The 12,959-nt window shown below is 60.6% G+C and carries 9 protein-coding genes and 1 tRNA gene; all 10 read left to right on the plus strand.

Going from position 1 to position 12,959, the window contains the following annotated elements; all coding sequences use genetic code 11:
* Positions 1–10 precede the first annotated feature (10 nt).
* The 10 genes from ACDELDRAFT_RS13210 (at position 11) to ACDELDRAFT_RS13255 (ending at position 12,900) form a co-directional block, all read left to right on the plus strand.
* Positions 11–86, plus strand: a tRNA-Trp gene (locus tag ACDELDRAFT_RS13210).
* Between the two features lie 86 nt (positions 87–172).
* Positions 173–559 (plus strand): preprotein translocase subunit SecE, encoded by a 387-nt coding sequence (secE, locus tag ACDELDRAFT_RS13215; protein WP_005797560.1) that lies wholly within the window; start codon positions 173–175, stop codon positions 557–559.
* Positions 556–1,149, plus strand: coding sequence for a transcription termination/antitermination protein NusG (gene nusG, locus ACDELDRAFT_RS13220; protein ID WP_005797563.1), 594 nt, complete (start codon positions 556–558; stop codon positions 1,147–1,149). The genes secE and nusG overlap by 4 nt, the downstream gene beginning before the upstream one ends.
* Before the next feature lie 123 nt (positions 1,150–1,272).
* On the plus strand, positions 1,273–1,704 hold the full coding sequence (gene rplK / locus ACDELDRAFT_RS13225; RefSeq protein ID WP_005797565.1) for a 50S ribosomal protein L11: 432 nt from the start codon (positions 1,273–1,275) through the stop codon (positions 1,702–1,704).
* Positions 1,705–2,400, plus strand: coding sequence for a 50S ribosomal protein L1 (gene rplA / locus ACDELDRAFT_RS13230; protein WP_005797567.1), 696 nt, complete (start codon positions 1,705–1,707; stop codon positions 2,398–2,400). It abuts the gene before it with no gap.
* Positions 2,401–2,632: 232 nt separating this feature from the next.
* Positions 2,633–3,139 carry a 50S ribosomal protein L10 gene (gene rplJ / locus ACDELDRAFT_RS13235; protein ID WP_005797569.1) on the plus strand — a complete coding sequence of 169 codons (507 nt, stop codon included), beginning with the start codon at positions 2,633–2,635 and terminating at the stop codon, positions 3,137–3,139.
* Between the two features lie 41 nt (positions 3,140–3,180).
* Positions 3,181–3,558 (plus strand): 50S ribosomal protein L7/L12, encoded by a 378-nt coding sequence (rplL, locus tag ACDELDRAFT_RS13240; RefSeq protein WP_005797571.1) that lies wholly within the window; start codon positions 3,181–3,183, stop codon positions 3,556–3,558.
* A gap of 301 nt (positions 3,559–3,859) precedes the next feature.
* On the plus strand, positions 3,860–7,972 hold the full coding sequence (gene rpoB / locus ACDELDRAFT_RS13245) for a DNA-directed RNA polymerase subunit beta (protein WP_005797572.1): 4,113 nt from the start codon (positions 3,860–3,862) through the stop codon (positions 7,970–7,972).
* A gap of 21 nt (positions 7,973–7,993) precedes the next feature.
* Positions 7,994–12,220 carry a DNA-directed RNA polymerase subunit beta' gene (gene rpoC, locus ACDELDRAFT_RS13250; protein ID WP_005797573.1) on the plus strand — a complete coding sequence of 1,409 codons (4,227 nt, stop codon included), beginning with the start codon at positions 7,994–7,996 and terminating at the stop codon, positions 12,218–12,220.
* Positions 12,221–12,342: 122 nt separating this feature from the next.
* Positions 12,343–12,900, plus strand: a complete 558-nt coding sequence (locus ACDELDRAFT_RS13255) for a hypothetical protein (protein WP_005797575.1) — start codon at positions 12,343–12,345, stop codon at positions 12,898–12,900.
* Positions 12,901–12,959: the final 59 nt, after the last annotated feature.

The raw sequence follows: 12,959 nt of genomic DNA on the forward strand, positions 1-12,959 counted from the left end.
GCGTGTTCATAGGGGTATAGCTCAATTGGCAGAGCGTCGGTCTCCAAAACCGAAGGTTGTAGGTTCGATTCCTACTGCCCCTGCCACTTGAATGTGGTCAAAAAAGCCCGCCAAGCTCTGGCGGGCTTCGGTGTCTTGGGCGATACCGGAAATGAAGCAGGGAAATTAAGACATGGCCACTACACAAGTTGACACCGTTCACACGGGGGCAGACAAAGCCAAGCTCGCTGCAGCTGTGGGTTTGGTGATTGCCTCTGTGGTGGGGTTTTATTTGCTGGGAAAGCAAGGCGTTCTCATTCAGTGGGTGGCATTGCTAGTGGGTCTCGTGGCGGCGGCCAGTCTCTTTCTGGTTTCCGAATCGGGCCGCCAGCTCGTGGCTTTTGCTCGTGATGCATGGCGCGAAGTCAAAAAAGTTGTCTGGCCCACGCGCAAGGAAACGCTGCAGATGACCGCATATGTGTTTGCGTTTGTCGTGATCATGGCGCTGTTTCTGTGGTTTACCGACAAAACCCTTGAATGGGTTTTGTACGACCTGATTTTGGGCTGGAGGAAATCATGACGAGCGTTGTGGAATTGACCGGAGTGGACGCTTCTGGCGGTGCAGCATCTTCCAACCCTGATCTGCGCTGGTACATCGTTCATGCGTATTCGGGCATGGAAAAGGCGGTAGAGCGCAACATTCTCGAGCGTATCGCCCGCTCTGGCATGCAAACCAAGTTTGGCCGTATCTTGGTGCCGACCGAAGAAGTGGTCGAGATGAAGAATGGTCAGCGCAAGACCACCGAGCGTCGTTTGTTTCCGGGTTATGTGTTTGTCGAAATGGTCATGGATGACGACACATGGCACTTGGTCAAGCATACCAACAAGGTGACCGGATTCGTTGGCGGCGCAAAGAACCGCCCGGCACCCATCTCGGAAGAAGAAGTTCAGAAGATCGTCAGCCAAATGCAGGAGGGCACCGACAAGCCCCGGCACAAGGTGGAGTTCATGGTGGGTGAACTGGTTCGGGTCAAGGAAGGTCCTTTTACGGATTTCAACGGATCTGTGGAAGAGGTGAATTACGAGAAGAGCCGTGTGCGCGTTTCCGTAATGATCTTCGGTCGTTCGACGCCTGTGGAATTGGAATTCGGGCAAGTCGAGAAGACCTGATTTCGCAAAATCGGGGCATCACACTTTTCGGCTCGGTGTGAATGCAAACAGAGAGTCGTTAACCCCGGGGAGCTGTTGCTTGCATTCCGCAGGCGCGGCGTTAACACCCGCAAGGAGTAAAGCATGGCGAAGAAAATCGTCGGTTTTATCAAGCTGCAAGTTCCAGCTGGTAAGGCCAATCCATCCCCACCGATCGGTCCCGCACTGGGTCAGCGTGGTCTCAACATCATGGAATTCTGCAAGGCATTCAATGCGCAGACCCAAGGTGTCGAGCCTGGCCTGCCCCTGCCTGTGGTCATCACGGCTTTTGCAGACAAGAGCTTCACCTTTGTTATCAAGACGCCACCCGCGACCGTTCTGATCAAGAAGGCCATCAAGCTCGAAAAGGGTTCTTCCAACGCCTTGAAGACCAAGGTCGGCAAGATCACCCGTGCGCAGCTTGAAGAAATCGCCAAGACCAAGTTGAAGGACATGAATGCCGCCAATGTGGACGCTGCCGTCCGCACCCTGGCTGGTTCTGCTCGCTCGATGGGCGTCACGGTGGAGGGTTTGTAAATGGCCAAGCTGACGAAAAAACAAAAGGCTCTGCAGGGCAAGGTCGACAGCACCAAGCTGTACGCTTTTGCCGAAGCCATCGCCCTGGTCAAGGAAGCCGCCACCGCCAAGTTCGATGAATCCATCGATGTGGCTGTGCAGCTCGGCATTGACGCCAAGAAGTCCGACCAAGTTGTGCGTGGCGCCGTCGTGCTGCCCAATGGCACTGGCAAGACGACCCGCGTTGCCGTGTTCGCCCAAGGTGCCAAGGCCGAAGAAGCCAAGGCCGCCGGTGCGGATGTGGTCGGCATGGACGATCTGGCTGCCATGGTCAAGGCTGGCGACATGCCTTTCGACGTGGTGATTGCTGCCCCCGACGCCATGCGCGTCGTAGGTACGCTGGGCCAGATCCTGGGGCCACGCGGCCTGATGCCTAACCCCAAGGTGGGCACCGTGACGCCTGACGTGGCGACGGCTGTCAAGAATGCCAAGGCTGGTCAGGTGCAGTTCCGTGTGGACAAGGCCGGTATCGTGCACGGCACGATCGGCCGCCGCTCGTTCGACAACGACAAATTGCAGGGCAATCTGGCTGCTTTGATCGATGCCTTGAACAAGGCCAAGCCAGCTTCGAGCAAGGGCTTGTACCTGCGCAAGGTGGCTGTTTCGTCGACGATGGGCCTGGGTGTCCGCGTAGACACGCAATCCATCGCGGCGTAATTGCAAGAAATCTTCGGGCTTGTAAAAAAGCCCGATGTGGTGGGTCGAAAGCGCTACGGCGCTTTCGGGCCATCCAAGACCGTTGGTGTGCGGGATGCTCGCACCTAAGTCCTTTCGGGCCAACGTAGATGGCGATCCCGCTGCAGATGGAATTCGTTCCTCAAACAGTTGGTCGCTGCAACAAGAGCGTGCACAAAGGTTTGTCCAGCGTGCACATTTTAAGGAGTAGACCTTGAGTCTTAATCGCAGTGAGAAAGAAGCGGTCATCAGTGATGTGACCAGCCTCGCCGCTAAAGCTCAAACGCTTGTGATCGCGGAATACCGTGGCATCACGGTCGCCGACATGACCAAACTGCGCGTGGATGCTCGCAGCAAAGGTGTGAGCCTGAGTGTTCTGAAGAACACCCTGGCCCGCCGTGCTGTGGCAGGCACCGTGTTTGAAGTGGTGGCAGACCAGATGACCGGTCCTCTGATCTATGGCTTCTCTGAAGATGCCGTGTCTGCAGCCAAGGTGGTGGCAGACTTCGCGAAAACCAACGACAAGCTGGTGATTCGCGGCGGTGCCTTTGGTGGCAAAGCCCTGGACGTGAACGGCGTTAAGCAACTGGCCAACATTCCTTCGAAGGAAGTTCTGCTGGCCCAGCTGTGTGGCTTGTTGATGTCGCCAATTTCCCGCACCGCCGTGGTGCTGGGTGCTCTGGCGGCCAAAAAAGGCGAAGGCGAAGCTGTGGCAGCTTGATGCGCCCGCTGAACCTGTTAACCAATTGTTAGGAAATCAAAATGGCATTCGATAAAGACGCATTTCTGACCGCGCTGGACAGCATGACGGTCCTGGAACTCAATGACCTGGTGAAGGCCATTGAAGAGAAGTTTGGCGTGAGCGCTGCAGCCATGGCTGCTCCTGCTGCCGCTGGTGGCGGCGCTGGCGCTGCTGCTGCTGAAGAAAAGACGGAATTCAACGTGGTGCTGACCGACGCTGGCGCTAACAAGGTGTCCGTCATCAAGGCAGTGCGCGAAATCACCGGCCTGGGCCTCAAGGAAGCCAAGGACCTGGTGGACGGCGCTCCCAAGAACGTCAAGGAAGGCATTGCCAAGGCTGACGCCGAAGCCGCCGTCAAGAAGCTGGTGGAAGCTGGCGCCAAGGCCGAACTCAAGTAATTCGGTCTTGCTCAAGGGCTGGAGTGCTCCTCAAAGGGCCTCCAGCCTTTGGTGCTTTCAGAGCGCACCCGAAAGCCGGCCTGGCCGACTTCCCGAAGACCTCCGGTCGACGGAAGCACGGCGCAGGTTTTCGAGTGTCTTCTGACAATCCCGACAGCAGAAGATGCCTTGGTTCGGGTGATGTGCAACGCATCACCGTCCGCCATGGTTGGTAGTGGCCAACCGCCAAGCCCGCGAGGATGGATCTCCTTGCGGGTCAGTCGTCGAAGACCCAGGACTCATGTCTTTGCCCGGAGATCTCATGGCCTATTCCTATACCGAACGCAAGCGAATTCGCAAAAGTTTCGGCACCCGCGACAGCGTGCTCGAAGTTCCTTATCTGCTGCAGATGCAGAAGGACGCTTACACCGCTTTCCTGCAGGCTGATAAAGCACCCCAGAAAAGAACCATCGAAGGCCTTCAGGCTGCATTCGACGCTGCCTTTCCTATCGTCTCCCACAACGGTTTCGTGGAGATGAAGTTCATCGAGTACAACCTGGCCAAGCCTGCCTTCGACGTACGCGAATGCCAGACGCGTGGCCTGACCTTCGCCTCGGCCGTGCGTGCCAAGGTGCAGCTGATCATCTATGACCGCGAGTCCTCGACATCGCAGTCCAAGGTGGTCAAGGAAGTGAAGGAGCAAGAGGTCTACATGGGCGAAGTGCCGCTCATGACCGACAAGGGCTCGTTCATCATCAACGGCACGGAGCGCGTGATCGTGTCTCAGTTGCACCGCTCGCCGGGTGTGTTCTTCGAACACGACAAGGGCAAGACCCATAGCTCGGGCAAGCTGCTGTTCTCGGCACGGATCATCCCCTACCGCGGTTCCTGGCTGGACTTCGAATTCGATCCCAAGGACATCCTGTATTTCCGCGTTGACCGCCGCCGCAAGATGCCGGTCACCATCCTGCTCAAGGCCATCGGCCTGAACCCCGAGTCCATCTTGGCGAACTTCTTCGTCAACGACAATTTCCGTCTGATGGACAGCGGCGCGCAGATGGAGTTTGTCTCCGAGCGCCTGCGTGGCGAAGTGGCACGCTTTGACATCACCGACAAGTCCGGCAAGGTCGTCGTGGCCAAGGATAAGCGCGTGACGGCACGCCACACCCGCGAACTGGAGCAATCGGGCACCACGCACATCAGCGTGCCCGAAGACTTCCTGATCGGCCGCGTCGTGGCCCGCAATATCGTCGATGCCGATACCGGCGAGATCATCGCCAAGGCCAATGACGAACTGACCGAAGCGCTGCTCAAGAAGCTGCGCAGTGCTGGCGTGCAGGACGTGCAGTGCATCTACACCAATGAACTCGATCAGGGGGCGTACATGTCGCAAACCCTGCGCATCGACGAAACGGTGGACGAGTTCGCTGCCCGCGTGGCGATCTATCGCATGATGCGCCCCGGCGAGCCGCCGACGGAAGACGCTGTGCAAGCTCTGTTCCAGCGCCTGTTCTACAACCCCGACACATACGACCTGTCGCGCGTGGGCCGCATGAAGTTCAACGCCAAGATCGGCCGCGACGAATCCACCGGCCCCATGGTGCTGTCCAACGAAGACATCTTGGCCGTGGTCAAAATTCTGGTGGACCTGCGCAACGGCAATGGCGAGGTGGACGACATCGATCACCTGGGCAACCGCCGCGTGCGCTGCGTGGGCGAACTGGCCGAAAACCAGTACCGCACGGGCCTGGCACGTATCGAAAAGGCCGTGAAGGAACGTCTGGGTCAGGCAGAGCAAGAGCCGCTCATGCCCCACGATCTGATCAACAGCAAGCCGATCTCGGCCGCCCTGAAGGAATTCTTCGGTGCATCGCAGCTGTCGCAGTTCATGGACCAGACCAACCCGCTGGCCGAAATTACCCACAAGCGCCGTGTTTCCGCTCTGGGCCCGGGCGGTCTGACGCGCGAGCGTGCCGGCTTCGAAGTGCGCGACGTGCACGTGACCCATTACGGCCGCGTCTGCCCTATCGAAACGCCTGAAGGCCCGAACATCGGCCTGATCAACTCGCTGGCTCTGTACGCCCGTTTGAACGAATACGGTTTCATCGAGACGCCGTATCGCCGTGTGGTCGACGGCAAGGTCACCAACGAAATCGACTACCTGTCGGCCATCGAAGAAGGCAAGTACGTGATCGCGCAGGCCAACGCCGTGCTCGACAAGGATGGCCGTCTGACGGGTGACTTGGTGTCGGCCCGTGAAAAGGGTGAATCCATTTTGTGCGGCGCAGACCGCGTGCAGTACATGGACGTGTCGCCCGCTCAGATCGTGTCGGTGGCTGCCTCGCTGGTTCCGTTCCTGGAGCACGACGATGCGAACCGCGCGTTGATGGGCGCCAACATGTCGCGCCAGGCAGTGCCTGTGCTGCGTCCTGAAAAGCCGCTGGTGGGCACGGGCATCGAGCGCGTGGCCGCCGTGGACTCGGGTACGGTGGTCACGGCCACCCGTGGCGGTATCGTCGATTACGTCGATGCAACCCGCATCGTGGTGCGTGTGAACGACGAAGAGGCTGTGGCGGGTGAAGTGGGTGTGGACATCTACAACCTCATCAAATACCAGCGCTCCAACCAGAATACCAACATCCACCAGCGCCCCATCGTGAAGAAGGGTGACAAGCTGGTCAAGGGTGACGTGGTGGCCGACGGTGCGTCCACCGACTTCGGTGAAATCGCCATCGGCCAGAACATGCTGATCGCGTTCATGCCCTGGAACGGCTACAACTTCGAAGACTCGATCCTGATCTCCGAACGCGTGGTGGCCGAAGACCGCTACACCTCGATTCACATCGAGGAGCTGGTGGTGATGGCCCGTGACACCAAGCTGGGCGCCGAAGAAATTACGCGCGACATCCCGAACCTGTCGGAACAGCAGCTGAACCGCCTGGACGAATCCGGCATCATCTACGTGGGCGCTGAAGTGCAGCCTGGCGACACGTTGGTCGGCAAGGTCACGCCCAAGGGCGAAACCACACTCACGCCTGAAGAGAAGCTGTTGCGCGCCATCTTCGGCGAGAAGGCTTCCGACGTGAAGGACACCTCGCTGCGCGTGGACCAAGGCTCGTCGGGCACCGTGATCGACGTGCAGGTGTTCACCCGTGAAGGCATCCAGCGCGACAAGCGCGCCCAGCAGATCATCGACGATGAACTCAAACGCTTCCGCCTGGACCTGAACGACCAGCTGCGCATCGTGGAAGCCGATGCGTTTGACCGGATCGAGAAGCTGCTCAATGGCCGTGTGGCCAACGGCGGCCCACAGAAGCTGGCCAAGGGTACGAAGATCGACAAGGCCTATCTGGCCTCCGTCGAGAAGTTCCACTGGTTCGACATCCGTCCCGCCGAAGACGAAGTGGCCACGCAACTCGAGTCCATCAAGAACGCGCTCGAGCAGACGCGCCACAGCTTCGATTTGGCCTTCGAAGAAAAGCGCAAGAAGCTCACGCAAGGCGACGAGCTGCCTGCTGGCGTGCTGAAGATGGTCAAGGTCTACTTGGCAGTCAAGCGCCGTCTGCAGCCTGGTGACAAGATGGCCGGCCGCCACGGCAACAAGGGTGTGGTCTCCAAGATCGTTCCGGTCGAAGACATGCCCTACATGGCCGACGGTACGCCTGCCGACATCGTGCTGAACCCGCTGGGCGTGCCCTCGCGGATGAACATTGGTCAGGTGTTGGAAGTCCACCTGGGCTGGGCCGGCAAGGGCATTGGTCAGCGCATTGGCAACATGCTCCAAGAGCAGGCCAAGGCGTCCGAAATGCGCACCTTCCTCGAAGAGGTGTACAACTCGCGCGGCCGCAAGGAAGACCTGTCGCAACTGAGCGACGACGACCTGATGGCCATGGCGGAAAACCTGACGAACGGTGTGCCTTACGCCACCCCTGTGTTCGATGGTGCTTCGGAAGACGAGATCAAGGCCATGCTGAAGCTGGCCTATCCGGACGAGCTGGCTGAGCGCAAGGGGTTGACCCCAGAACGCACCCAGGCCTACCTGTTCGATGGCCGCACGGGCGACCGCTTTGAGCGTCCCACGACCATCGGTTACATGCACTACCTGAAGCTGCACCACTTGGTGGACGACAAGATGCACGCCCGCTCGACCGGTCCTTACTCGCTCGTCACGCAGCAGCCGCTGGGTGGTAAGGCGCAGTTCGGTGGCCAGCGTTTCGGGGAAATGGAAGTGTGGGCGCTGGAAGCTTATGGCGCCGCCTACGTGCTGCAGGAGATGCTGACCGTGAAGTCCGACGACGTGGTGGGCCGTACCAAGGTGTACGAATCCATCGTCAAGGGCGAACACGCCATCGAAGCCGGTATGCCGGAATCGTTCAATGTGCTGGTCAAGGAAATCCGTTCGCTGGGCCTGGACATCGAGCTGGAACGCTCCTAAGCAGAAAAGGAAAGAGTCACTATGAAATCGCTACTCGACCTGTTCAAGCAATTCACGCCGGACGAGCATTTCGATGCCATCCGCATCGGCATGGCTTCGCCCGAGAAGATCCGTTCGTGGTCTTTCGGCGAAGTGAAGAAGCCCGAAACCATCAACTACCGTACGTTCAAGCCCGAGCGTGACGGCCTGTTCTGCGCCAAGATTTTTGGTCCCATCAAGGACTACGAATGCCTGTGTGGCAAGTACAAGCGCCTCAAGCACCGCGGCGTGATCTGCGAGAAGTGCGGCGTTGAAGTCACGCAGACCAAGGTGCGCCGCGAGCGCATGGGCCACATCGATCTGGCCGCGCCTTGCGCCCACATCTGGTTCCTGAAGTCGCTGCCGTCGCGTCTGGGTCTGGTGCTGGACATGACTCTGCGTGACATCGAACGCGTGCTGTACTTCGAAGCCTACGTGGTGACCGACCCCGGCATGACCCCGCTGAAGAAGTTCAGCATCATGTCCGAGGACGACTACGACGCCAAGCGCAAGGAATACGGTGACGAGTTCATCGCCAAGATGGGCGCCGAAGGCATCAAGGACCTGCTGGAATCCATCGATATCGACCTGTCGATCGAACGCCTGCGCGGTGACCTGACCGGCTCCGAAGTCAAGGTCAAGAAGAACGCGAAGCGCCTGAAGGTGCTGGAAGCGTTCAAGAAGTCCGGCATCAAGCCCGAGTGGATGGTGCTGGAAGTGCTGCCCGTGCTGCCCCCGGATCTGCGTCCGCTGGTGCCGCTGGACGGCGGCCGCTTTGCGACCTCCGACCTGAACGACCTGTACCGCCGCGTCATCAACCGCAACTCGCGTCTGCGCCGCCTGCTCGAGCTGAAGGCCCCTGAAATCATCGCCCGCAACGAAAAGCGGATGCTGCAGGAAGCCGTCGATTCGTTGCTGGACAACGGCCGCCGTGGCAAGGCCATGACGGGCGCCAACAAGCGTGCTCTGAAGTCGCTGGCCGACATGATCAAGGGCAAGTCGGGCCGTTTCCGCCAGAACTTGCTGGGCAAGCGCGTGGACTACTCTGGTCGTTCCGTGATTACCGTGGGCCCAACGCTCAAGCTGCACCAGTGCGGCTTGCCCAAGCTGATGGCCCTGGAGCTATTCAAGCCGTTCATCTTCTCGCGCCTCGAAGCCATGGGCATCGCGACGACGATCAAGGCCGCCAAGAAGGAAGTTGAATCCGGCACCCCCGTGGTGTGGGACATTCTGGAAGAGGTCATCAAGGAACACCCCGTGATGCTGAACCGTGCGCCTACGCTGCACCGTTTGGGTATCCAGGCCTTTGAGCCCATCCTGATCGAAGGCAAGGCCATCCAACTGCACCCCCTCGTCTGCGCGGCCTTCAACGCCGACTTCGACGGTGACCAGATGGCTGTCCACGTCCCGCTGTCGGTGGAAGCGCAGATGGAAGCCCGCACGCTGATGCTGGCCTCCAACAACGTGCTGTTCCCCGCCTCGGGCGAACCCTCCATCGTTCCTTCGCAGGACGTGGTGCTGGGCCTGTACTACGCCACCCGTGACCGTATCAACGGCAAGGGCGAAGGCCTGGTGTTCGCTGACACGGGTGAAGTGCAGCGTGCCCTGGACGCTGGCCAGGTCGAACTGGCCGCCAAGATCACGGTGCGCATGACCGAGTGGACCAAGGACAAGGCCACGGGCGAATTCGTGCCCTCGACCTCCCTGGTGGAAACCACCGTGGGCCGCGCACTGCTGTCCGAAATTCTTCCCAAAGGCCTGCCGTTCTCCAACATGAACAAGGCGCTCAAGAAGAAGGAAATCTCGCGCCTGATCAACGTGTCCTTCCGCAAGTGCGGTTTGAAGGAAACGGTGGTGTTTGCCGACAAGCTGCTGCAAAACGGTTTCCGTCTGGCCACGCGCGCTGGCATCTCGATCGCCATCGACGACATGCTGGTGCCGCCGCAGAAGGCCGGCATCATCGAGCGCTCCGAGAAGGAAGTCAAAGAGATCGAGCAGCAGTATGTGTCCGGTCTGGTCACGGCTGGCGAGCGCTACAACAAGGTGGTGGACATCTGGGGCAAGGCCGGCGACGAAGTGTCCAAGGTGATGATGGCCCAGCTGTCCAAGCAGAAGGTGGTGGACCGCCACGGCAAGGAAGTGGACCAGGAATCGTTCAACTCCATCTACATGATGGCCGACTCCGGTGCCCGCGGCTCTGCAGCCCAGATCCGTCAGGTGGCCGGCATGCGCGGCCTGATGGCCAAGCCAGACGGCTCGATCATCGAAACACCTATTACTGCGAACTTCCGCGAAGGTCTGAACGTGCTGGAGTACTTCATCTCCACCCACGGTGCCCGTAAGGGTCTGGCCGACACGGCACTGAAAACGGCGAACTCGGGTTACCTGACCCGTCGTCTGGTGGACGTGACGCAGGATCTGGTCGTGACCGAAGAGGATTGCGGCACCGCCAATGGTTCGCTGATGCGCGCCATTGTCGAAGGTGGTGAAGTCATCGAATCGCTGCGCGACCGTATCCTGGGCCGCACGGCTGCCGAAGATGTGCTGCATCCCGAAAACCGCTCGGTGCTGGTCCAGGCGGGCGTCATGCTCGACGAAGACCTCATCGAGGAACTCGAAGCCGCAGGCGTGGACGAGGTGAAGGTGCGTACGGCCCTGACCTGCGAAACCCGCTACGGTCTGTGCGCCAAGTGCTATGGCCGCGACCTGGGCCGCGGCGGCCTCATCAACCTCGGCGAAGCCGTGGGTGTGATCGCTGCCCAGTCCATCGGCGAGCCCGGCACGCAGCTGACCATGCGCACGTTCCACATTGGTGGTGCCGCCTCGCGCGCTGCCATCGCGTCGAGCGTGGAAGCCAAGTCCAACGGCGTGATCGGCTTCAACGCCACGATGCGCTACGTGAGCAACACCAAGGGTGAGCTGGTGGTGATTGCGCGTTCGGGTGAAATCATCATCCAGGACGAACATGGCCGCGAGCGCGAGCGCCACAAGGTGCCTTATGGCGCCACGCTGACGGTGAAGGCCGACCAGGCCATCAAGGCCGGCACGATCCTGGCCAACTGGGATCCGCTGACCCGCCCGATCATCACCGAGTACGCCGGTACGGTGAAGTTCGAGAACGTCGAGGAAGGCCTCACGGTCGCCAAGCAGGTCGATGAAGTGACCGGCCTGTCCACGCTGGTGGTGATCGATCCGAAGCGCCGCGGTGCTGCCAAGGTCGTGCGTCCGCAGGTGAAGCTGGTCGATGCCCAGGGCAACGAAGTGAAGATTCCTGGCACCGACCACTCGGTGACCATCGGCTTCCAGGTCGGCGCCCTGATCCAGGTGCGCGATGGCCAGGACGTGGGCCCCGGCGAAGTGCTGGCGCGTATTCCGGTCGAAGGCCAGAAGACCCGCGACATTACCGGCGGTCTGCCCCGCGTGGCCGAGCTGTTCGAAGCCCGTACACCGAAGGACAAGGGCACGCTGGCCGAAATGACCGGTACCGTGTCGTTCGGCAAGGAAACCAAGGGCAAGGTCCGCCTGCAGATCACCGACCCTGAAGGTCGCGTGTTCGAAGAGCTCGTGCCCAAGGAAAAGAATATCCTGGTGCACGAAGGCCAGGTGGTGAACAAGGGAGAATCGATTGTGGACGGCCCGGCCGACCCACAAGACATCCTGCGCCTGCTGGGCATCGAGGAACTCTCGCGCTACATCGTCGATGAAGTGCAGGACGTGTACCGCTTGCAGGGCGTGAAGATCAACGACAAGCACATCGAGGTGATCGTTCGCCAGATGCTGCGCCGCGTCGTGGTCGAGAACGTCGGCGAGTCGAACTACATTGCCGGCGAGCAGGTCGAGCGCTCCGAGATCCTCAATACCAACGAGGCACTGCAGGCCGAGGGCAAGATCCCCGCGACCTACAGCAACCTGCTGCTGGGTATCACGAAGGCATCGCTGTCCACGGACTCGTTCATCTCGGCCGCTTCCTTCCAGGAAACGACCCGCGTGCTCACCGAGGCTGCCATCATGGGCAAGCGCGACGAGCTGCGTGGCCTGAAGGAAAACGTCATCGTGGGCCGTCTGATCCCTGCCGGTACCGGCTTGGCCTACCACCAGGCACGCAAGGCCAAGGACGCCATGGACGACGCCGAGCGCCGCGCCATCGCCGAAGCCGAAGCGGCTGAGATGGAAGCATCTGCCGAAGTCTCCGTGACCGAAGGCGACGCCCCCGACGCGGCTGCCGACTAAGCCCTCGGGCCGTCAACTCGACGCTCCCGCCCTGTCTCCCGGCAGGCCGGGAGCGTTTTTTCTGGAACCTTCCATGGAAGACCGGGCTGCATGCAGGGCGCATGCGGCGCTGGCATCGGAGCATGTGGTCATCGCCGCTTATCTGGATCGTTGTCGCCATCGTCATCTTCTGGGCCGTGGGCGCCTACAACCGCCTGGTGCGCCTGCGTTCGTCGGCCATCCAGGCCTTCGGAAGCCTGGATGCGCACCTGCTCCGGTGGCTGGCCATGCTGGGCGAATTCGAGGCGGCGCAGGCCACTGCAGGCACCTCGGGCGGCGAAGTGCGCAATGCGCTCAGGGGTGCCGTCACGCAGCTGAGTGCGTCATTGGCGGTGGCCCGGGCGCGTCCGCTGCAGGGCGATGCCATGGCGGCGCTGTCCGCCGCCTGTGCGGCCCTGGATGCGGTGTGGCAGAACCTGCAGCCGCCGGTGGACGCGGACGAGGCGGTGCGCAGAATGTCGCCCTGGCGGGCGCGATGGGACGAGTTGCGGTCCCATAACGAGCAGGCCGCGCAGTTGTTCAACGACGCGGTACTGCAGTACAACGCCGGCATCGGGCAGTTTCCTGCCCTGCTGCTGGCCTGGATCTTTGGTTTCACCACGGCGCGCGCCCTGTCGGTTGTGCGAGAAGGTAATTCATGACAAGAGCGGGCTCTTCCCACCCACACCACGCCAATGTCGCGCGGCCTGCCGCTGCCAGG

The organism is Acidovorax delafieldii 2AN (assembly GCF_000175235.1).
Classification (GTDB): domain Bacteria; phylum Pseudomonadota; class Gammaproteobacteria; order Burkholderiales; family Burkholderiaceae_C; genus Acidovorax; species Acidovorax delafieldii_B.